This is a genomic window from Sporobacter termitidis DSM 10068 (genome assembly GCF_900130065.1).
Taxonomy (GTDB): domain Bacteria; phylum Bacillota; class Clostridia; order Oscillospirales; family Oscillospiraceae; genus Sporobacter; species Sporobacter termitidis.
In genome coordinates this window covers 122,969-144,407 of record NZ_FQXV01000007.1, presented here as the reverse complement: position 1 = coordinate 144,407, position 21,439 = coordinate 122,969, and the positions used below count along the sequence as shown (strand labels likewise).

Annotated in this window: 20 protein-coding genes and 1 tRNA gene; 11 read left to right on the top strand and 10 right to left on the bottom strand. The window is 57.5% G+C overall.

Going from position 1 to position 21,439, the window contains the following annotated elements; genetic code table 11:
- Positions 1–43: 43 nt before the first annotated feature.
- Positions 44–127, bottom strand: a tRNA-Leu gene (locus BUB60_RS11150).
- A 71-nt stretch (positions 128–198) separates the two neighbouring features.
- Positions 199–1,359: a stage II sporulation protein P gene (gene spoIIP / locus BUB60_RS11145; RefSeq protein ID WP_073078932.1), complete on the bottom strand. Its 1,161-nt coding sequence runs from the start codon at positions 1,357–1,359 to the stop codon at positions 199–201.
- A 205-nt stretch (positions 1,360–1,564) separates the two neighbouring features.
- On the opposite strand from spoIIP, the gene BUB60_RS11140 reads away from it, so the two are divergent.
- From BUB60_RS11140 to sigE, 3 genes are all read left to right on the top strand, one after another.
- Positions 1,565–1,813, top strand: a complete 249-nt coding sequence (locus BUB60_RS11140) for a TIGR03905 family TSCPD domain-containing protein (protein ID WP_073078930.1) — start codon at positions 1,565–1,567, stop codon at positions 1,811–1,813.
- 134 nt (positions 1,814–1,947) lie between these two features.
- A complete protein-coding gene (locus BUB60_RS11135) occupies positions 1,948–2,799 on the top strand; it encodes a sigma-E processing peptidase SpoIIGA (RefSeq protein WP_084726421.1) in 852 nt (283 codons plus the stop codon).
- Positions 2,800–2,822: 23 nt separating this feature from the next.
- Positions 2,823–3,545 (top strand): RNA polymerase sporulation sigma factor SigE, encoded by a 723-nt coding sequence (sigE, locus tag BUB60_RS11130; RefSeq protein ID WP_073079130.1) that lies wholly within the window; start codon positions 2,823–2,825, stop codon positions 3,543–3,545.
- A 67-nt stretch (positions 3,546–3,612) separates the two neighbouring features.
- Here the strand turns inward: sigE and BUB60_RS11125 are convergent, their stop codons facing one another.
- The 3 genes from BUB60_RS11125 to BUB60_RS11115 all read right to left on the bottom strand — a co-directional run bounded on the left by BUB60_RS11125 (position 3,613) and on the right by BUB60_RS11115 (position 5,896).
- A complete protein-coding gene (locus tag BUB60_RS11125) occupies positions 3,613–4,038 on the bottom strand; it encodes a hypothetical protein (RefSeq protein WP_073078927.1) in 426 nt (141 codons plus the stop codon).
- Between the two features lie 187 nt (positions 4,039–4,225).
- The gene (locus BUB60_RS11120) at positions 4,226–5,314 is read right to left on the bottom strand and encodes a hypothetical protein (protein ID WP_073078925.1); all 1,089 of its coding nucleotides are present in this window, start codon (positions 5,312–5,314) and stop codon (positions 4,226–4,228) included.
- A gap of 66 nt (positions 5,315–5,380) precedes the next feature.
- Positions 5,381–5,896, bottom strand: coding sequence for an RNA polymerase sigma factor (locus tag BUB60_RS11115; protein ID WP_073078922.1), 516 nt, complete (start codon positions 5,894–5,896; stop codon positions 5,381–5,383).
- Positions 5,897–6,124: 228 nt separating this feature from the next.
- On the opposite strand from BUB60_RS11115, the gene sigG reads away from it, so the two are divergent.
- Complete coding sequence (gene sigG, locus BUB60_RS11110; RefSeq protein ID WP_073078919.1) at positions 6,125–6,895, top strand: RNA polymerase sporulation sigma factor SigG; 771 nt, start codon at positions 6,125–6,127, stop codon at positions 6,893–6,895.
- A gap of 164 nt (positions 6,896–7,059) precedes the next feature.
- Here sigG and BUB60_RS11105 read toward each other — a convergent pair whose 3' ends face one another.
- On the bottom strand, positions 7,060–7,860 hold the full coding sequence (locus BUB60_RS11105) for a pyrroline-5-carboxylate reductase family protein (protein ID WP_159435391.1): 801 nt from the start codon (positions 7,858–7,860) through the stop codon (positions 7,060–7,062).
- A gap of 66 nt (positions 7,861–7,926) precedes the next feature.
- Positions 7,927–8,934 (bottom strand): type I glyceraldehyde-3-phosphate dehydrogenase, encoded by a 1,008-nt coding sequence (gene gap / locus BUB60_RS11100; RefSeq protein ID WP_073078915.1) that lies wholly within the window; start codon positions 8,932–8,934, stop codon positions 7,927–7,929.
- A gap of 277 nt (positions 8,935–9,211) precedes the next feature.
- Between gap and BUB60_RS11095 the strand changes: the two genes are divergently transcribed.
- The 6 genes from BUB60_RS11095 (at position 9,212) to BUB60_RS11070 (ending at position 16,383) form a co-directional block, all read left to right on the top strand.
- Positions 9,212–10,045, top strand: coding sequence for a sensor histidine kinase (locus BUB60_RS11095; protein ID WP_073078912.1), 834 nt, complete (start codon positions 9,212–9,214; stop codon positions 10,043–10,045).
- Positions 10,046–10,119: 74 nt separating this feature from the next.
- On the top strand, positions 10,120–11,373 hold the full coding sequence (hemW, locus tag BUB60_RS11090; RefSeq protein ID WP_084726433.1) for a radical SAM family heme chaperone HemW: 1,254 nt from the start codon (positions 10,120–10,122) through the stop codon (positions 11,371–11,373).
- Positions 11,374–11,550: 177 nt separating this feature from the next.
- On the top strand, positions 11,551–13,230 hold the full coding sequence (locus BUB60_RS11085) for a VanW family protein (protein WP_073078908.1): 1,680 nt from the start codon (positions 11,551–11,553) through the stop codon (positions 13,228–13,230).
- Between the two features lie 176 nt (positions 13,231–13,406).
- Positions 13,407–13,985 carry a manganese efflux pump MntP gene (locus BUB60_RS11080; protein ID WP_073078906.1) on the top strand — a complete coding sequence of 193 codons (579 nt, stop codon included), beginning with the start codon at positions 13,407–13,409 and terminating at the stop codon, positions 13,983–13,985.
- Positions 13,986–14,109: 124 nt separating this feature from the next.
- Positions 14,110–14,937: a MerR family transcriptional regulator gene (locus BUB60_RS11075; protein WP_073078905.1), complete on the top strand. Its 828-nt coding sequence runs from the start codon at positions 14,110–14,112 to the stop codon at positions 14,935–14,937.
- Between the two features lie 108 nt (positions 14,938–15,045).
- A complete protein-coding gene (locus BUB60_RS11070; protein WP_073078902.1) occupies positions 15,046–16,383 on the top strand; it encodes an MATE family efflux transporter in 1,338 nt (445 codons plus the stop codon).
- Between the two features lie 151 nt (positions 16,384–16,534).
- On the opposite strand, the gene BUB60_RS11065 is transcribed toward BUB60_RS11070, so the two are convergent.
- Positions 16,535–17,665, bottom strand: a complete 1,131-nt coding sequence (locus BUB60_RS11065; protein WP_073078900.1) for a DUF3810 domain-containing protein — start codon at positions 17,663–17,665, stop codon at positions 16,535–16,537.
- Between the two features lie 274 nt (positions 17,666–17,939).
- Here BUB60_RS11065 and BUB60_RS11060 point away from each other — a divergent pair, with 274 nt between their 5' ends.
- The gene (locus tag BUB60_RS11060; protein ID WP_073078899.1) at positions 17,940–19,322 is read left to right on the top strand and encodes a methyl-accepting chemotaxis protein; all 1,383 of its coding nucleotides are present in this window, start codon (positions 17,940–17,942) and stop codon (positions 19,320–19,322) included.
- Between the two features lie 100 nt (positions 19,323–19,422).
- Here the strand turns inward: BUB60_RS11060 and BUB60_RS11055 are convergent, their stop codons facing one another.
- On the bottom strand, positions 19,423–20,184 hold the full coding sequence (locus BUB60_RS11055; protein WP_073078897.1) for a polysaccharide deacetylase family protein: 762 nt from the start codon (positions 20,182–20,184) through the stop codon (positions 19,423–19,425).
- A gap of 93 nt (positions 20,185–20,277) precedes the next feature.
- Entirely contained in the window at positions 20,278–21,405 is a 1,128-nt protein-coding gene (locus tag BUB60_RS11050) for a PucR family transcriptional regulator (RefSeq protein WP_073078895.1), read from the bottom strand.
- Positions 21,406–21,439 lie beyond the last annotated feature (34 nt).

The following is a 21,439-nucleotide window of genomic DNA, read 5'->3' as shown; positions in this document are numbered from 1 at the left end:
AGTGGAATTATGAAATCTTCAGATCCCATAATTCCACTCGGTATGGTGCGAGAGACGGGACTTGAACCCGTACGCCAAAGACACACGCCCCTCAAACGTGCCTGTCTACCAGTTCCAGCACTCTCGCGGATAGTGCAAGAGTTATTATAGTCAGACGGGCGTATTTTGTCAACAAGTTATTTGCGGAAATTAACAGAATTATTTGGTGAGCCCGAGAAGCACCTTGGAAGCCGCGTCGGCGAAGTAGCGGACGGACGTCAGGGATTCCTGGAGCGTGTTGCCGGTGCAGCCGATCTCAACGATCATGGAGCCGAGGGTGGCCTGCTGGTTGTAGCGGAACTGGGAGAGCTCGATGGGCTTGGCGAGGGTGGGATAGAGCGTGTTCATCTCCTGCTGGATGTGCAGTGCCAGCTTGAAGTTTTCCTTCCAGTTGGGGTGCTTCAGCCCGGAGGCGTCGGTGCCGATCACCATGAGCACCTGGGAGCACTTGGTGTCGCCGATCGACGCGACTGTCCTGTAGACCGATCCGTCCGCGGCCTCGATGGCGTCCCGGTGCATGTCGATGACCATCTTGATGCTCGGGTATTTTTTCAGATAGGACTGGATGGCGTCGTAAGACCTGTTGTACGCGCCCTCATAGCTGGGGTAGTCGTAGACGCCCGTGTCGTGGATGACCTTGATCCCCGCTTTTTCAAAGGCCTCGGCCAGCTCGGCGCCGACGCGGATGATGCTCTGGCTCTTGTCCTGCGTCCGGAACGGGTCGGACTCCTCATACTGGTCCTGGCCGCTGCGCATATAGGCCTCGCTGCTGTGGGTGTGAATGATCAGCACGGACGGGTCCTTGGAGGAGAGCGTGAGCTTAAGCGGCTGCTTTAACAGGGCGGCCGTATCGACGGAGTACCCCGCCTTGTTGTTTAAGGCGATGACGTCGGCGCTCGTTTCCTTGGCCGGCTGCGTGATGACGTTCGGCGTACTGGACGGTGACGCGCTGGGCGGGTTCTGCGTGGCGGCGCCCGAAGGGGTCGCCTGGCCGCCGTCGGCCCCCGTGCCGGACGGCGACGCGTCGGGAGAGGCATCCGGCGTCGTCGGAGACACGTCCTCCGGGACGTCGGCTTCCCTCGCGTCGTCGCCGAAAATCGACGGGTCCAGGACGACTGACGTCAGGGCGACGCTGTTGTCGGCCTTGCCGGCGGAGCCCAGCTCAAAATCCAGGATGGCTTCGACGATATTCTTGTTAGAGGCAAGGTCCGCCATATAATCTTTCGGGGCGGAGCCCGCGCCGAGAGCGGAAATGACCCGCACAACGACGCACAAAACGAAAATGAGCAAAATGCCCTTGAGTGCCAGGGGCATCTGCATTAAAGGACCCCGTGTCCTGTATCTGCCGGTTTTATGCAAAACCGATTCACCTCCGTAATGCGGGAAAGACAGGTTCTGGGAGCCTGTGTTCTCATTTATATGAGGGCTTGTGCCGCATTATGTCTGGTTGATATCTCCGGGGCGGTGTGTTACAATATTAATAAATACAGACGCGCTATATCAGGGAAATTGAAGGTAAGCACCGATGAAAAAAACATATTACACCAAAGGGACCTGCGCCAGTCAGATCGATATCGACATTGAGGACGGCATCATCCGCTCGGCGGAATTCCACGGGGGCTGCGACGGCAACCTGCAGGGCATTTCGCACCTGGTCGTGGGCATGGACGCCGCCCGGGCCAAGGAATTGCTCAGCGGCATCCGCTGCGGGAGAAAGAGCACCTCGTGCCCCGACCAGCTGGCCAAAGCCATCGAGATGGCGCTGGGACAGTAAATTTAAGCGCGGCAAAGGCAGAAATAGAAAGATATTTGTCGAAACTCGAAGGTCATGCTTTTTTGCATGACCTTATTATTTTGACTTTTTTTTCCCCATGGCCCGACTATAATGGCTTCATCAGGAGGGGGGACATGATCATGCAGGTGGTATATGTAGATTCTCTGTTTCTCATCAATATCGTCATCAACTACATACTCCTGCTCGTGACAGCCAAGATATGTGCGGTGAAAACGCCGCGCCTGCGGCTCCTGGGCGGCGCGGCGCTGGGCGCTTTCTATGCCGTTGCGGCCGTCCTGCCGCTGACGGTGTTTTTAACCAGTCTCCTCGTCAAGGTTGCCGTCGGGATCGTGATGGTCCTGTGCGCTTTCGGCGGACAGGCGAGAATCATCCGGCTCACTCTCGTTTTTTTCGCGGTGTCGGCGGCCTTTGGGGGCGCGGTGATGGCGGTGTCGCTCCTGGGCGGCGGGAATATCAATGAGGTACACCTGTCGGTGAGCCTGAAGCTGCTGATTCTGGCCTTTGGCGGCGGCTACATTGTCCTGACGCTGGTGTTCAGGCGGGCGGCCAAGCACCGCGGCGGCGGGATCGTGACGCTGGAGCTGCGGCACGGCGGCCGGAAGGTCAGCATGCGGGCCCTCCGCGATACGGGGAACTCCCTGACCGATCCGATGACGGGCAGACCGGTCATCGTCGCCGGCGTCGGCGATTTAAAGCCGCTCTTTGCGCCCGATATCCTCAAGACAGTGACGGAGCTTCGCAAAAAGGACGTTGTGCATGTCCTGGAGGAGCTCTCCGTATCTGATAAAGGCATGCGCTTTCAGCTCGTTCCATACAGCGCCGTCGGCGTGACCGGCGGGATGCTGCTGGCCTTCCGGCCGGACGAGATCGTGGTTGACGGCAGGAACAAAACAGGCATGCTTCTGGCGCTGTCTCCGAACAGCGTCTCCGAAAATGGTGCATATTCGGCGCTGCTGGGCGCTTAAGGTGGGGGAATACGATGAATAAAATGCTGAAAATCAAAATCGCCGTGACGTTGAGATTGTACCGCCTGTTCGAAAGGCTCGGCATCGCGCTGCCGCCCGGCGTCTTTTACATCGGCGGGAGCGAGACGCTGCCGCCGCCGATGACGCGCGAGGAGGAGGCGCACTTTATCTCGATGCTGTCCGACGACTCGTATGAGGCCAAGCAGGCGCTCATCGAGCGCAACCTCCGGCTGGTGGTCTACATCGCCCGCCGCTTTGAGAACACGGGCATCAACATCGAGGACCTCATTTCCATCGGCACCATCGGCCTCATCAAGGCCATCAATACATACGACGCGGAGAAAAACATCAAGCTCGCCACGTACGCCTCGCGCTGCATCGAAAACGAGATTCTCATGTTCCTCCGCAAGACCTCCAACAGGAAGGCGGAGGTGTCCTTTGACGAGCCTCTGAACACCGATTGGGACGGCAACGAGCTCCTTTTGTCGGATATCCTCGGCACCGACTCGGATATGGTCATGCGCCCCATGGAGGACGACGTGGACAAAAAGCTCCTGCTGGACGCCATCGAGAAGCTCTCAGAGCGGGAGAAGGAGATCATCGTCATGCGCTTCGGCCTGGGCGGCATCGAGGAGCGCACCCAAAAGGAGGTCGCCGACCTGATGGGCATCTCCCAGTCCTACATCAGCCGCCTGGAAAAGCGGATTATACTGAGGCTCCGCCGGGAGATCACGCGCCACATATAACGCGCGCCGGCTTTTATCCAAACAAAAAATCCCGCCATTTTCGGCGGGATTTTACAATAAAGCTTTATTAATCCGCGGCGCCTCTGGTGATGGCGTTTCTGTTCATGGCGCCGCCGACGATATAGAGGATCGGCAGCACAAAGCCGATGAGACTCGTCAGCTGGAAAGCGCCGCTGGCGGCGCTGAGGATCAAAGGGACGAGAGAAATGATGCTCATGACGACGCCGACCGTGATGAAATAGCTGGCCTTGTGCGGGTCGCCGCATTTATTGAAGCCGACGATGCCGAGCACCAGCTCGAGCACGGAGACGATCAAAATCAGGATCGTCGCCACCAGAAGGACGCCGCCGATGGCGGTCCCGGCGACGCCGCCCACAGACGTCAGCGCGGCGGAGCCCGCCACGCCGAGAAGCGACACGATGGCCGCAATCGCGCCAAAAATAATAAATAGTACGCTGACTGTTTTAAGAAGACCTTTTCCAGGTGCGTTCATATAAGAAACCCCTTTCACGGTTTATAATTTTGAGTGTGCTTTTAGTTTTGTTTTTTTTCGAAATAACATACCATTAAAAATAAAGCAATCCCGCTGCCACATTTTTCTTTTCAAACAGGAAGCAGCCCGGTCGGATCGGCCGGGCTGCTTCTTGTTAAATTTAAGGCTTTGTGGTATGCCGCGCCTGTTATTTGAGCCGCGAATAATCGAACAGGTCCGCGAATTTCTCCAGATCCGCTTTGGCGATGGGGTCCATTGCGAAGGCGGCGTCTTCCATGGTGCCGCCCAGGACGTTGATGACGACGAAGGATTCCGGCAGGTCGAGGATGACGAGAGCCTTGTTTTCGCCGAGCGCCAGGGAGACGGTGGCGCCGCTCTGCGTCGCGTACTGCCACTCCTGATACTTGGATGCGTCGCCAACATTTAAGTATACATCGGAGAAGGTGCCCTTTACGTAATTTCCAAACTGGTATTGAACTATTTTGCCGGTGGTGAGCACGGCCTCCCCGTCGTACTGGAAGGCGCCGTCCTCGTACACATACCCGCTGAGAATCTTGTTGACGCCGGTGCCGTTATTGTCTTTGAGGAGGCCGGCGGCGCCGGCGTTCGTGAGCAGCTGCTCCGGCGTGTCGAAAACGGTCATCTCTGTGTGGAGCTTCAGCCCGTATTTGGCGATGATTTCCTCCAGCTTGTCGGCCATGTCCTTGGAATAGACCAGATATAACGGATATTTTTCAGTATATTCGTTGGCGCTGTTGCCGACCTGATTGAGGACGGCATGGTCGGTGTCGTAACCGGTCAGAAACGCGCTCCACTCCTGGGTGGCCTTGTATTCCTTGCTGCCGGGGTAGCCCTGCAGCGCGATAAGGTCCTGCGGCAACGGAGAGGTACCGTCGTCCGGCGATGCCGGCCCCGCATAGGGATTTGAGATGCTGCCGCCGGTGTCATTGTTCTTCATGACCAGGTCATTGAGCCCGAACAGGTGCGTGGCCAGCGCGGTGATACCCAGCGCCGCGATGAGCGCCGCCGCCGCGGCGAGAGCCACAATTTTTTTGACGCTTTTTTGTTTCATCGGATGTCCTCCTGAGTAAGCAGTGTTCCCGAGCGCGATGTTTATGGGAAACTGATCCGGCATCACGGCGTCTTCCTCCGTGCCGCCCCGCAGGCGGTACAGCGCCGCGGCGAATTCATCCGCGCCGTCAACGTCCCCGGATAAAACGGCCGAATCCAACGCCCGCACCAGTTCCGCAATATTGAAGTCGGTTCTGTTTTCCATAGTTAACCTCGGCTTTCCCTGTAAAGCGCCTTACACTGATATATATCCGAATCGGTCCGATGTAACTTACTTTTCATCAAGCTTCAGCTCCTTGACGGCGTCATGGATGTCCCGCCGGAGCCGGACCAGCCGCATGCGCATGGCCGGCTCGCTGGTGCCCAGCTCCTGTGATATATCCCTGATCGGCAGGCGCTCGACGTACCGTTTTTCATAAAGCTCCCGCTGGCCGGAATCAAGGCCGTGCAGCACCTGACCGGCATACGCCGTTTCGTCGATCTGCTTGTCGTATGTTCGCAGAAGCTGGTCGCTCAGGTCTCCGTCGCCGTCGGGCGTGTTCTCGTCCAGCGGCTCCGCCGCCATCCGCCGCCGCTGCTTTAAATATGTAAACGTCATGTTCCGGGCCGTCTTGTACAGATAGGCGGGCGGGTTTTCATGCTGTAGAAAAGCCTCGCCCTTTTCGATAGCAGCCGTGAAGACGTCCTGAATCAGGTCCTCAGCAGACTCTTTGCTCCCGGTCATGGCAAAAATATAGCGATAAATCCTGGCGTAATTTTCTCTGCAGAGTTCCTCGAATTCTCTCATTCAGTACACCTCACATCTATTTATACGCCTTTCCGCAAAATGTAACAAATCATATTACTGGAAATCCGCCCCACGTTATCCCAAATCTTTTATTTTAAGCAGAATTCCGCCTTTTATACGCCGGAAGCACATTATTTCTCAGACGCCCGATAACCGTATTAAAAACCCTTTCCGCGGAAATACTGACTTCGCAGCAGTCAATTTCCATTAACGGGGAGGGGATCATCGTTGGCGGGTAAGGTCGAAATTTGCGGTGTCAATACGGCCAGACTCAAGGTCCTGAAAAATGACGAGACGACCGAACTGTTGATCAAGAGCAAAGCCGGCGACAAAAAGGCCAGAGAAGAGCTCATCGCGGGAAATTTGAGACTCGTTTTGTCCGTCATCCAGAAATTTGTCAACCGGGGCGAAAATGTCGACGACCTGTTTCAGGTGGGCTGCATCGGCCTCATGAAAGCCATCGACAATTTCGATACGGGGCTCAACGTCCGGTTTTCCACCTACGGCGTCCCAATGATCATCGGCGAGATCAGAAGATATCTGCGTGACAACAGCGCCATCCGCGTCTCCCGCAGTATGCGCGACACGGCGTACCGTGCGCTGCAGATGAAGGAAAAGCTGATGAACGACACGCAGCGCGAGCCCACTGTGGACGAGCTTGCCACGGCCCTGGGGCTCAAAAGGGAAGAGGTCGTTTTCGCCATGGATTCCATCACGGACCCCGTCTCGCTCTACGAGCCTTTATATACCGACGGCGGCGAGAGCATCTGCGTCATGGATCAGGTCAGCGACACGAAAAATACCGACGAGAACTGGCTCGAGCAGATCGCGTTAAACGACGCCATCGAGCGCCTCGGCGACCGCGAAAAGCACATCCTGGCCCTCCGCTTTTTCTATGGCAAGACCCAAATGGAGGTCGCCGCCGAAGTCGGCATCAGCCAGGCCCAGGTCTCGCGCCTTGAGAAAAACGCGATCAATCAGATCAAGAAGAATCTGTGAATACGGGCGACCCAGTGTCGCCCGTACATATATGTAGGGCGGGGGCTTGCTCCCCCCGTTTTTGCCGGCGCGGCGAATGTCCCGGGGTTCACGCCGAAAAGCCAGAAAAAACCGCCCTCCGGCGATTTTTTTATGCCGAAAGAGCGGTTTATAACGCAAAGCTTCTACTTTTTAAACGCTTCCAGAGTCGATTTTGATATCTCCTCGGCCCGGGCAACGCCGTTTTTCAGCGCCGTATCAAGAGGGGCGCCCGCTTTCAGGCTGTTGATGACGGCCTCCGTGATGCCGCCCTTTGTGGCCATGCGCTTGATATAGACCTCTTTTTCCTCGCCGGTCAGGGACTGGGGGAGAACGCCGAGGGACCACTCGTAGAGGGTCGCCATCATGGGATAATCGCCGGAGAGGCGCTTGATGGCCTCCGCGCTTTTTGCCGGGTCATCGAGCTGCAAAAGCGCCGGCGGGATGCAGACGCCCGCCGTAAAGACGTTGAGCTCGTCCTCGCCCGACAGCTGCAGCTGCCTGACGCGGATGACTTTCAAAAATTGCTCCACAAACGCGTTTCCCGGGTAAACAACCGCGACGCCGTGGCCGGACAATATGGCGTCGGGGCCGCTGATCATCATCCGAAGGGCATTTTTGCCGACGACCTCCCGGAGCAGCTCCAGCGGGATGCCGGCCATCAGGGAAACGACGGTCGTTTTGGCCGGGATGCCGATGTCCTTGAGCGTTGCAAAGTCCTGCGGCTTGATCGTGATGAAGATGACATCGGCCTGGCTGAGCAGCCGCTCGTTCGGGACGGCGCAGTCAAGCAGCCCCTTTTCGGCCAGCCTGCCGCGCGTCTCCGCGCTGCCCCGGTAGGAAAGCAGCAGCCTGTCCTTTGGGATGCCGTTATTAAGGCAGGCCTGGGCCAGGGCCTGGCCCAGATGGCCGCAGCCGATGATACCGATTTTATAAGCTTGTTCCATATTCATGTGCCTCCTGAAACGCGCGGCCGGGAACAAATGTCCCGGCCGAATCGTCATACTTTAGTATTATTGGTGATCGGCCTTGTACATATGCTCGATAAGGTCCAGGACCTTTTCGGAATAGCCCCACTCGTTGTCGTACCAGGCCATGACCTTCACAAACGTCTCGGTGAGCTGGATGCCCGCCTTGGCGTCGAAGATGCAGGTGTGGGAATTGCCGATGAAATCGCTGGAGACCACGTCCTCTTCCGTATAGTCGAGGATGCCCTTGTACTCGTTTTGGGCCGCGCGCTTCATCACGGCGCAGATATCCTCGTATTTGGTGGGCTTTACCAGATTGACGGTCAGGTCCACCACGGAGACGTCGAGGGTCGGAACGCGCAGGGACATTCCGGTCAGGCGGCCCACCAGCTCCGGTATGACCTTTGTCACGGCGATGGCGGCGCCTGTGGAGGATGGGATGATGTTGTAGGAAGCCGCCCTGCCGCCGCGCCAGTCCTTCGTGGATTTGCCGTCGACGGTCTGCTGAGAGGCGGTGGCCGAGTGGACCGTCGTCATCAGGCCGGAGGCGATGCCGTAGTTGTCGTTGAGGATTTTGGCCACCGGCGCCAGGCAGTTTGTCGTGCAGGAAGCGTTGGAGACGATTTTCATGGACGGGTCGTATTTATCGGTGTTGACGCCCATGACGAACATTGGGATGTCATGGGACGGCGACGTCACCACGACCTTCTGCGCGCCGGCCTTCAGGTGGACGGACGCCTTATCCAGTGTGGTGAACGCCCCGGTAGAATCGATCAGGTATTCCACGCCGGCGCCGGACCAGGGGATCTTGGCCGGGTCCCTGTCCGAAAACGTGGGGATTTTCTTCCCGTCGATGACGATGCTGTCGGCCGTGTATGTAATGTCGTGGTCAAGTCTGCCGTGAATGGTGTCATATTTCATCATGTAGGCCATGTAATCCGGCGTCACTGTGGCATTGATGCCGACGACCTCGATATCCTTGCGGTTCAGACTGGCTCTCAGCACAAGTCTGCCGATTCTTCCAAATCCGGTGATACCGACTTTGATGCTCATGTATTACCTCCGTGAACGAAGAATTGGGTCGGGTACTTTCGCAAGCTGATTATACCAATTATTAAAGAGAAATCAAAGGGATTTTCGTTGCTTTTCGCGTTTTTAATGAAAGGCAACAAAAATAGTTGTGAAACGGAGATTTTTTTGTTATTATAAAACCTAATGCATATTTGGGACGTATCAGACGTCTGAAGTCACTTTTTTCTAATTTTTAGCTCGTATTTTTCCCCGGCTGTCTCCACATTGATAAATTGAGAGAGAAGCGGGGTGAAGTGACTTGACTGAAGAGCTTTCCGATCTGTATGGAAATTGCAGGGAAGCGGCGAATATTCTGACGGACTCCGGCGCCGGGCTGAAAAATATGCTGTCGGTGCTGAAAATGGCGTCGGACCTGCTCCTGCCCTATATAGAAAACGCGGGAGACCCCCGGCTTGACATGTATGCCGCGATGCTTCGCCACAGCTATTACGGCCTGCTGCGGCTGACGAACAATATCGGTGAGATGGGGGACGTTCTGAACGGCGGTATGGCGCTGGCGCGCACGTCCTTCGATATCGTGGCGGCCGTCAGGGACCTGGCCGGGACCGTGGATCATCTTGTGCGCGGCAGCGGCGCGCGGGTCCTGTTTGAGTCCCGCGAAAAGCGCTGCGTTATCTGTGCCGACCGGCGCCGGCTGGATATGCTGCTGCTGAACCTTCTGTCGAACAGCCTCCAAAACGCGCCGGGCGGCCTGGTGAGAGTATCCGTCGTCTCCTGTGCCGACAGAGTCGTCCTCTGCGTCAGCGACAACGGGCCGGGCATCCGCGGCGACGCTTTGCCGTCGGCATGGAGCAGCTATGGCGCGCCGAGAGCGCTCGCGGCGCGGGCGGGCGGCGCCGGGATGGGACTGGCGCTCGTCCAGCATATCGCCCGCCGGCACGGCGGCAGCGCCGTACTGGAGAGCAGCCCCGGCAAGGGCACAACGGTCACCGTATCGCTGCCGGCGGGGCAGCCCGCGGCCAGGAAGATGCCGGCGGACGGCGCCAATGATGACGGCGGCATGCAGCAGCTCCTGGCGGAGCTCTCGGGCGTCATCGGTTACGAAAAATACACACAATTATATTTAGATTGAAGCGGCAGTATTCCGAAACGACAAAAAAACAGAAAAACCCCCCGTCGGGGGCACATCTGGGCGGGAAAGATATTATGGAAAAGACACTCGGCGTTTATATTCATATACCATTTTGCGCGGGCAAATGCGCCTATTGCGATTTTTATTCACTGGCGGGCCATGAAAAGCTCATGCCGTCCTATCAGCATGCCGTGTTGCACCATATCAAGGAGTACGCGCCGCAGCTGGACGGCTACCTGACGGACACAGTCTATTTCGGCGGCGGGACGCCGAGCTATTACGGCGCCGACCGGCTGATCAGCATCTTCAACGCCCTGAAGAAATACGGCCACGTGCTTCTGGACGCCGAGGTGACGGCGGAGGTCAACCCCGACAGCATTACCAAAGCGGACCTCGTCAGGATGCGCCGGGCCGGCTTCAACCGCATTTCCGTCGGCGTCCAGTCCGCCAACGACGCGCTTTTGAAAAGCCTCGGGCGGCGCCACAACTTCGCCGCGGCCGAGGAGGCCGTAAAAAATGCCAGAGACGCCGGCTTCAGCAATGTCAGCATCGACCTGATCTTCGGCCTGCCCTCCCAGTCGAGGGACGAGTGGGCCGACACGCTGAACAGGGCGGCCGCGCTCAAGCCGGAGCATATCTCCTGTTACGGACTGAAAATCGAGGAGGGCTCCCAGCTCTACATATATAAGGATTCTCCGTTCATGCCGGATGACGACGCGCAGGCGGATATGTATCTCTACGCCGTCGAGACGCTGAGCCGGTTCGGCTTCAAGCAGTACGAAATATCCAATTTCGCGCGGCGCGGTTATGAATCCAGGCATAATATGAAATATTGGTTCGGCGACGAATATCTGGGGTTCGGCGCCGCGGCCCACTCCTATATCGGCGGCGTCCGCTATAATTACATCGCCGACCTGGAAAAATATAGCGAGAACGTCCTGTCGGGGCAGAATATCCTCGACCTGAGAGAAGAAATATCCGACTTTGAGCGGGCCAGCGAATACCTGATGCTCCGCCTGAGGACGACGAGAGGAATTTCGGAGAAAGAGTATGTGGACATTTACCCGTGCAGTATGGATAAAACCATCAATCTCCTGCGTTTTTATGAGTCCCACGGCTGGGCGGTATTTTCCGACGACCGGTGGAGCTTCACCCCGCAGGGCTTTCTGCTCTCCAACAGATTGATCGGCGAGATCCTGGAAACGCAGACGAAGCAGAGGACCGAAATGACAAAGCCCTGGGAAAAGCCGGAGGAGGCCGTGCAGAGGTCGCAGATGACGCTCTTTGACAGAAAGCCGCAGGAGGTTCAGATGTTCCGCGGCATATAGGGAAGCGCGGACATGTTAAACATTTCTAAAAAAGTTACAGCCATTGTAGCAAAATGTAATAAAATTCATTTGAATTTTATTCGTGCACTTAATAAAATGAATTCAAAGAACAGCGCCTAAAAGGATGGGATTCATATCAAAAGGGAAAGAAGCCAGACGGATGGGGGGGCGGGGCCAATGAAAAGACCGGGTGTTATCGCGGGGATCATCGCGGGAGCGGTCGTCGTCGTCCTCGTCGCCGGGGTCGCTATCGCCGGCTTATATATCAATAAAATGGACACCGTCTATCCGAACATTACCGTGGGTGGCGTCAATCTGTCGGGAATGACGCTGGACGAGGCCGAAAAGGCGCTCACGGACGCCGGATACGAGGAGAAAGCGGCAAACGTCGCCGTGACGGTCGTCTATCCGGACGGCGAAGAGCTGACGATCACCGGCAAGGAGTCCGGCGTCCGGCTGCCGGCCGACCGGGCGGCAAAGCTCGCCTATGATTACGGAAAGGACGGGTCCTTCCTCGGAAAGGAAATGAAATATATCGGGGGTCTTTTCGGCGCCCGCGAGTTGGACCGCAGCGGCGTTGAGACCATCGACGAAGCGTACGTGCGGGGTATCGTCAGCGACTATACGCAGAAATTCAACGAAAAGCTCTCCCAGGGCGCCTATACGCTCACAAACAGCAGCATCGATATCGTCAAGGGCAGCGGCGGCGCAGTGGCCGACGCCGGCGCGGTTTATGACCTCGTCGTGGACTCTTTGAGCAAATCCGTCGAGCAGAACAGCCCGGTGACCGCCGAATATTCCATCGGCACCGACGGCGGCGATGATATCGATCTCCAGAGCATTTACGACAGCGTTCACACCGAGCCCGTGGACGCCGTGTACGACAAGACCACGCATCAGGCCACGCAGAGCCAGGTCGGCGTCAGCTTTGACGTTGACGCGGCGCAGAAGCAGCTGGGCGCGGCGAAGACCGGCGCCACCGTTTCCGTACCGCTCATACGCACCGACCCGCAGGTCTCCACGGAACAGCTCCAGAGCCTTTTGTTCCGGGACGTCCTCTCCGAAAAAGCGACACATGTCGCCGGCACCAGCAACCGCATCAACAACGTGGTGCTCTCCGCCAAGGCCGTCAACGGTACGATCCTGAATCCCGGCGACACGTTTTCCTATAACGATACGCTGGGAGAGCGTACGGCTGCGAAAGGCTACAAGGAGGCAGGCGCCTATGCCGGCGGCGAGGTCATCCAGGAAATCGGCGGCGGCATCTGCCAGACGTCCTCGACGCTGTATTACTGCGTCCTCTATGCCAATCTCCAGGTCGTGGAGCGCTCCAATCACATGTTCATCGTCACATATCTGCCCCTGGGGGACGACGCGACGGTGAACTGGGGCACCATCGATTTCAAATTCAAAAACAACACGAACTATCCCATCAAGATAGAATCGACTTATAAAGACGGCAATCTTACGGTCCGTCTGTACGGCACCAAAACGGACACAAATCGCGTCGAGATCAAATACGACGTCATCAGCACCACCGATTTCAAGACGGTGCAGAAGGAAGACGCCTCCGTGGCGCCCGGCAAGACGAAGGTGCAGGTGTCGGGGTGCAAGGGCTATGTTGTCAAATCGTATAAATACATCTACGACGCGGCAGGCAACCTGCTCAGCAAGACGGCGATCTCACCGAGCAACTATAAACCGGAAAACAGGGTGGTGCTGGTCCCCGTCGGCGCGCTGACGGGGACGTCGCCATCACCATCCAGCACTCCGCCGCCGGCGTCGCCGTCAGCCACGGTGTCAGCCGAGCCCTCGCCGTCCCCCTCTGAAGAAGCTTCGGAGCCGCCTCCGGTGTAAACAAAAATATTACATAAAATAACAGCTGCCAGGCAAAAATCCGGCAGCTGCTATTTTTACAATATTTTCCTGAGATATTGTTTGACGTGTCCCCGCGTATTTGATATACTGCCTTGTAACGGCCGGGCCGTCCGGCGCGTGTCCGGGTACTGCTTGTCGGGGGAAATTGATCACGTATGAGTATTGCTGAACTGTTTTTGCTGGCGCTGGGTCTTTCCATGGACGCCGTCGCCGTTGCCATCTGCAAGGGTCTCTCCATGGACAAAATGAGCGCGAAGAACGCGCTCATCGTCGGCGCCTGGTTCGGTGGCTTTCAGGCGCTGATGCCGCTCATCGGCTATTATCTCGGTACGGCGTTTGCCGGATATATCAAGACCATTTCCCATGTCGTGGCCTTCGTGCTCCTGGCCGCCATCGGCATCAACATGATCAGGGAAGCCTTTTCCAAAAAAGAAACGGACGACAGCAAAGCGACGGATTGCTCGCTGTCCGTCAAGGCCATGTTTCTGATGGCCGTCGCCACCAGCATCGACGCGCTGGCCATCGGCGTCACGTTCGCGTTTTTGAAGGTCAGCATCCTGCCGGCTGTCCTGACGATCGGCGTCATGACCTTCGTACTGTCCATGGCGGGCGTGAAGCTCGGCAACGTCTTCGGCGCGAAGTACCAGTCGACGGCGGAGATCTTCGGCGGCGCGATCCTCTGCCTGCTCGGCGTTAAAATCCTCCTGGAGCAGTTCGGAATATATATTTTATGATGCAGCGCATCGTGAAAAGCAGCTCCGCCGGCACAGCACGGGCCGTCGGAGCTTTTTTGTGTGAGCGGCCGGCACGCTTTACAGCGCGCGGCGATGGTAGATCTATCAGGGGAGGGCGCACGATATGACACAGGGACACGGCCAGTATCTCACGACGGGGGAATTTGCGGAAATCTGCGGTACGACAAAGCATACGCTGTTTCATTATGACGACATCGGTATTCTGAAGCCGGAGCTCGTGGGAGACAATGGATATCGTTATTACTCCCTGAAGCAGTTTTTTACCTTTGACATTATCACCGTATTGAAAGAGGCCGGGACGCCCCTGAAAGAGATTCAGCTTTATATCGAGCGGCAGGATACCGCCCATTTCTTATCGCTATTGACGGAGAAAAGAAAAAAGCTGGAACAGGAACAGCAAAAGATCGCCGGAATGCTCCGGCTGCTGCAAAATACGATCGACATAACGGATCACGCCGTCCGCGCCGATATCGGAAAGCCGCGGCTTGAAACGTGCGCGGAGCAGTATCTCATGTCGATCCGGCTGGCGCAGCAGGACAGCGAGAAGGATATTGTGGTTAAAACAAACGCCCATTACAGGTATTGCGTTGAGCGCGGCCTTTTCGAGGCGCTGCCCGCTGGCTTTATCATCACCGGCGAGCATCTGGAACGCGGCGCCTATGACAAAGCGGACTACTTCTTTTTCAGGATCGGCATCCGCTACGAGTGCCCGAATCTGCATGTAAAGCCGGAGGGGCTGTACGCCGTCATCGACCACCGCGGGGCGTACGAAAATCTCGCCGGGTCTTTTGAGAAGCTGGAGCGTTTCATTGCGGACAAAGGGTTTAAGATTTCCGGGGACGGCTACATGTATGAGCTTCTGGGTTATCTGGCCGACGGGAATCCGGACAATTACGTCATCGAGATCGCCCTCGGGGTCAGCCCGGCCTAAGCCGGAGCCTTCGTATATTTTGGCCTTGACTATCGGGTTACCCGATACTTTATAGTACTGCAGTGTGAAGAGTCGGGGAAATGCGGCTGTTATAGGTCGGGAGGAAATATGCAAAATGCAGGGATAAAAGGCATCGGCAGGGAATATATACGGTTTGTTGTGCCGTCCGTCATCGCGATGATGATATCGTCGGTGTATATCATTATCGACGGTGTTTTTGTCGGCCAGGGCATCGGGGAAACGGCGCTGGCCGCCGTCAATATCGTTTTCCCGTTCATCTTTCTGACCATGGCGCTGACGCTGCTGATCGCCATCGGGGGCGCGAATGTTTATTCCTTTTATAAGGGCAGCGGCGACATGGCGAAGGCCAACAATGTGTTCTGCCAGTGCGTGGCCCTTTTGATCGCGCTCGGGCTGCTGCTCGGCATCCCGTCGTTCGTTTTCCGCCGGGAGCTGGGGCTGCTGCTCGGCGCGAACAGCGACATTCTGCCGTATGTGACGGCTTTTCTGGCCTGGGCGGCGCCCCTGCAGCTGCTGCAGTCACTGACGCTCGGCGTGAGCGTCTTCATCCGCAATGACGACGCGCCGGGGCTTGTCATGGCAGGCACGATCGCCGGGTCGCTGGTCAATGTCGTTTTGGAATATATCTTTATCATGCGCCTGCATAAGGGGATCGAGTATACCGTTATCGCCAACAATATCGCCATGCTCGTGCAGGGCCTTATTTTCGCCGCCCGCTTCGTGTTCCGGAAAGGGCAGCTCACTCTGGCCCTGCCGCGTTTCCGGGGCTTCGACCTGAAAAGGATTTTCGCCAACGGCGTGTCCACGTTCCTGATGGAGCTGAGCCAGTCGACCGTCGCCTACAGCTTTAATCTGGCGCTCATCCATTCCCACGGCACGCAGGGCGTCGCCTCGTATGCCATTGTGACCTACATCTGCGCCATCGTCTATTCCGTCATGATCGGCGTCTCGCAGGGCGCGCAGCCGCTCATGAGCCGCAGTCACGGCGGTGGCGACGAGAAGACCGTGTACCGCGTTTATAAAATGGGCGTGCGGACAAATATCGCTGCGTCCACGGCGTTTTTGATCCTGTGCCTTATCCTGGGCAAGGGGATGGCGGCGCTGTTCCAGTCGGGCAACAGCGGCCTGACGGATTCGGCGGCTCATATGCTGCGCCTCTTCACGCCCGGCTATATCATGATCGGCCTGACGCTCATGAATATCCTCTACTTTCAGACGACTGAGCGCGACAGATATTCGACGGTCGTCGCGCTGCTGCGATGTGTCGGATTTGTTCAGGTGCTGCTGCTCATTCTCGTGCCGCTTGTCGGCGGAAACGGCATCTATCCCGCTTTTATCGGCGGCGAGGCCTGCAATGCCGTCCTGTCGTTTGTTTTTGTCAGGCGGGCGGTCAGGCGGAGCATACCGGCGGGAGAGATCGCGTGAAATAGATGTAAAATAAACAGCTGTCATCCTGCGCGGCAAGCGACGGATGGCAGCTGTTCTGCATATGGGGACGCCGCCTCCGGCGTCCGGCGTTCGGAAATGCCCTGCGGCAGAGGGCCGCCGAGGGCGGCGGCCCCTACGCTTGGGAAATCTAATTCGCGTTGCCGAGCCAGGCGGCCAGCATGTCCACGCAGGCGCCGTAGGACTGAACGCCGAGCGTGACGCCGTTTGACTTCAGGTAGCCGTCGTAGATGGCTGAAACGGCGGTGGCGGCGGGCGACTGGAATTTTTCCCAGTAGTCGCTGTTGTCCTTCCAGTCGGTGCGCACATTCTGATGCAGCGTGGCGGTGATCCGATCGCAGGCCTCGGGGTCGGCTTTGTTCAGCGCGTCCGTCAGGTACATAAGGCCCATGAGGTACCCGGAATACTCGTACACCGTGATATTTGAGGTGATGCAGGCGGCGATGCCGGAGAAATTGGCCTCCTCCTCGGAATTGACGCCGCGCTGGTGTGCCATCTCGTGGGCGATCGTCGCGGGGATGAGGGCGGCGGGCGCGTCGACGTTGATGTTCGTCTCGCCCGTCAGGGCGATGTAAACGCCGGTGAACCCCGTGACGCTCATCAGCTTGGAATAAATCATGGCCTTCGGCGTAAAGGCCGGGCCGCTCAGCGCCGGGAACTGGTTTGCGATATTGGTGTAAACGCCCTTCGACAGCTCAAAATAGTAATCCTTGTTCTCGCTGAAGTGGCCTTCAGCGTCGCGCTCCACCTCCGTGGACAGCGCGCTGGCCTTCCCGGCAAAGAGCTCCGTGACGTTTATAAGCTGCGCCGTGGTGACGCCGCTGGGGTCCAGGCCTGTTTTTTCGGCCAGATCCGTGCTGTGGTACCCTTCGCCCCACAGCCATGTGTACGCCGCGAATATGTACAGCGCCACTACGGCGAGGGTAAAGACCCGGCGGCCCAGAACATACAGCCTGTGCGGCCGGATGACGAGCAGGATGATCGTTTTGACGATGTGGAACAAAACCCACAGCACCAGGAGCGAGATCAGGATTTCCGCCAGGGAGAAATACCTGAACGGACCGAAGGAGGTGATGTAGCCCGCCGCGTCTCTGTACGGCGCGGCGATATTGGCGCCCACCCAATCCATGACGTCTTTCCTGCCGTTTGATATGTAATACAGGGCGATCAGAAGTATCGGGACGGCGGCGATCAGAATAAAGAGCCAGACGGTCGAACCACTCTTTTCCGCGGTGGATGCTTTTGCCGTTTTTTGTGTCATAGCCGGCCTCCTCTCGGGGTTATATACATAGTATAGAGGCGCGGACAGGTTCTTGCAAGTGCAAAATGCAGCCACGCTTTTGGTAAGGCATGCCGCAGGCCCGGCCATACCCGCCGCGCGGAGGCTGTGGTGTAAATAGACAAATTGCCGCGCCGCTTTACTGCGGTATTCTCCATAAAAGTGCACGGTGAAAATTAAAGACTCTTCGCCGAAAGCCGATAGAAATTGTGGAAGAGTAAATTGTGTGCATTAAAAACCCAAAAGGAGAAGACGCATGAGAGCCTTTCAGAAATTCAAGCTTTCGGGGAAAATCGTCCTGGCCGTCTGCGTGACGATGCTTGTCAGTTTTTTGATCGTCGGCGCCATCACTTATACGGGGACTCTCGGCATGGTGAACGGTATGGCAAGCGCCGAAAGCGCCCCAGGGGACGGGGCCGCGCAGATATCCGCGCAGCTTGACCGGGTCAATACCCTGCTGTACGTCAACATCGCCGTGATCGCCGTCATTATTGTCGCCAGCATGCTCGTCATCTGGCTGCTCGTCCGGAGAATCGTCAGCAGGCCGATCAAAGCTCTGATGGACGCGTCCGACCGGCTGGCGCTGGGAGATATCGACGTCAGCATCGAGGCTGCGTCGCAGGACGAAATCGGCGCGCTGTCGTCGTCGCTCCGGACAATGATCGAAAGCATCGCCGCGCAGGTACACGGCGTCGAACAGATTTCGGCGGGCGACCTTACGGTGAAAATCCCGGTCCGGTCGGAGCGGGATATCCTGGGCATAAAGCTCAACGAGATGATCCGGAAGACGCGGGAGACTCTGGGGAACATCAATACCGCGACGGAGCAGGTCGCCGGGGGCGCGGGGCAGGTCTCCAATTTCAGTCTGACGCTGTCCCAGGGGGCCACGGAGCAGGCCGGCTCGATAGAGCAGCTGTCTGGGACCGCTGGGGAAATCGCCGAAAAGACCCGCCACAATGCTGAAAACGCCGATGAAGCCAGCAAGCTCACCGGGCGCGCCAGGCTGAACGCCGCGGAGAGCCAGCAGCATATGCAGAATATGCTCTCGGCGATGGACGACATCAACGCCTCGTCCGGCAGCATCTCAAAGATCATCAGGGTGATCGACGATATCGCGTTCCAGACGAATATCCTGGCCCTCAACGCCGCCGTTGAGGCGGCCCGGGCAGGGCAGCACGGCAAGGGCTTTGCCGTCGTCGCCGATGAGGTGAGGAGCCTGGCCTCGCGCTCGGCCGGCGCCGCCAGGGAAACGACGGAGCTGATCGAAGGGTCCGTCAGGAATATCGAGGACGGGACAAGAATCGCCAGGGAAACCGCGTCGTCCCTCAATCGGATCGTCGAGGATGTGGCCCAGGCCGCTGCGCTGGTGGGCGACATCGCCGCCTCCTCGAATGCCCAGGCGGAGGGCATCCGCCAGATCAACCAGGCGCTGCAGCAGGTCAGCGCCGTCGTACAGAGCAACTCGGCCACCTCCGAGGAGAGCGCGGCGGCCAGCGAGGAGCTGTCCGCGCAGGCCGAATTCCTGAAAAGCCAGGTGGAGAGCTTCAGGCTTGGCGGCAGCGCCGCCGCCCACGCCGCCGGTGACCGGCGTCTCCCGGCGGCGCGCCCGCTGGCATTGCCAAAGCCGGCGGTCAGGTAAAGGCGGCATATAAATCTCCGCAGAAAGGACCTGTGGCAGGAGGATAGCCACAGGTCCTTTGCTGCGGAGAAAACAAAAGTCAGAAATTCGGCCGTGGGGCCTATGCCGGCAGCTGCCGGCCCGTATGGTCGATCGTATAGTCGCCCTTCAGCAAAAGCTGCGAGACGGGGACGATGGAATAACCGTTTTTGAGCAGGTACTCGATGATCCCTGGCAGCGCTTCCGGCGTGTGGAGCGCCGCGTTGTGGAACAGGATGATGCTGCCGGGCTGCACCTTTGAGGTGACGCGCTGGGTGATTTCGCCGGCTGATAGATTCTTCCAATCCAAGCTGTCTACGTCCCACTGAATCGTGTACATGTTCATGGATTTGAGCGCTTTGATGACGTGGTCGTCATATTCGCCGTACGGGCACCGGAACAGCGCGGGGGCGACGCCGGTGACGGCGGCGATTTTATTGTTGCTGGCGGTGACGTTCTGGACGATCTGGTCTGTCGAGAGCTTGGAGAAATGCGCGTGATCATTGGAGTGGCTCATCACCTCGTTGCCGGCGTCCGCGAGCGCTTTGACCGACTCGGGGAATTTGTCGACCCAGAAGCCGACGACGAAGAAGGTGGCCTTGACGTTATATTTATTGAGGATGTCGATGAGCTGCTGCGTGTCCTCGTTGCCCCAGGCGGCGTCGAACGTGAGTGAAACCGCCTTGTTGTCGCGCTGGACGCAGTAGATCGGCAGCTCGCGGGTCGTGGCGGAGGCGCCGACGATGGCCGGGTCGTTGACGGCTACAAATATAAAGATAACGGCGAGAATCGTCGCGAAAAGGGTGATCCTTTTTTTCGTCAGTACAATAAAAGTTTGACGCATGTTCAACCCTCCAATGCCTTTACAATGGAGAATATGAACAAGGTACGGGCTTTATTCCTGCGCCGTGGACATGGGGATGCCGGCGCGGGCCTTTTATTGCGGGCTGATGGAGAGGTATTCCCGGATATACAGCGCCATCATCAGGTCGAATTTGACGGCGGAATTGTCCAGGCTCGACGCCAGCAGCTCCTTGATTTTTTTAACGCGGTAAACAACCGTATTGCGGTGCGTGTGCATTCTGGCCGACGTTTCCAGCAGGTTGCAGTCGGATAAAAGGAAAATGCGGAGCGTGTCCAGGTATTCGGTCCCATGCTCCCCGTCGTATTTTTCCAGTACGCCCAGCCGGCGCTTGTATACCGCCTGCATCAGGCTGTGGTCCGGCACGCTGAAAAGCAGCTGTAACAGGCCCAGCTCGTCGAAGCAGACGTACGGCCTTTTCCAGAAGTCCGCGGCGTCCAGGGCAAAGCGGGCGCGCCTGTAGGACAGCCCGATATCGGCCAGCGACGGCGCCGTGTCGCTGACGCCGGCCTTGATGCCGTCATAAAAGCAGATGATCTCCAGGAGGGCGGACAGGGAAAGCTGTTTCTGCGACGCGTTGTATATTAAAATATGGTGATTGTCGTGAGTGAACAAATGGTATTTGAAGCCGTAGCTGTTAAACGGCGAGGTGATCTGCGTCGTATCCTGCAGATTGCGGATGACGATCGCCTGGTAGTCGGCTCTTGTGGCAAAGCCAAACTGGTTGAAGGTCCGCAGAATCCCGTCCGGCACGGGCGTGTGATAAATGGCGCTTTGGAATGTGGCGCTCAGATGCTCCTCCTGGCGGCTCTCGCTCAGGAAAAGGCCGCAGAAATCCTGCATGATATCCACCAGATGCACCTCCCACGGCATCGTGAAAAGCGGGATCTTGTTGTAGTCGCAGAACTCCGAAATCTCCGGCGTGATATCCTCCTCCCGGAGGTACGGGCCGACATTGAGCAAAATGCCGCTGCAGCTGCACATGGCCAGCGCCCGGATGAACTCGGACAGCGCCACGCCGCTCCGCACAAAAAGGCCGGTGGTGATGATGAACTCTCCGCCTTTTAAAAAGGAGATGTTCTGGATATCCTCGGCAAGATAGACCCACGAGGCGGAATTATGCAGGCCGCTCGTCCCGTCATGCAGCGCCATCTGATATTTTGTTTTCCCCCGCTCGTAGAGGGTGATCACCTGTGTCCGCATCGCCGCACTCCTTATCCGCTTTTACCCGAGTATA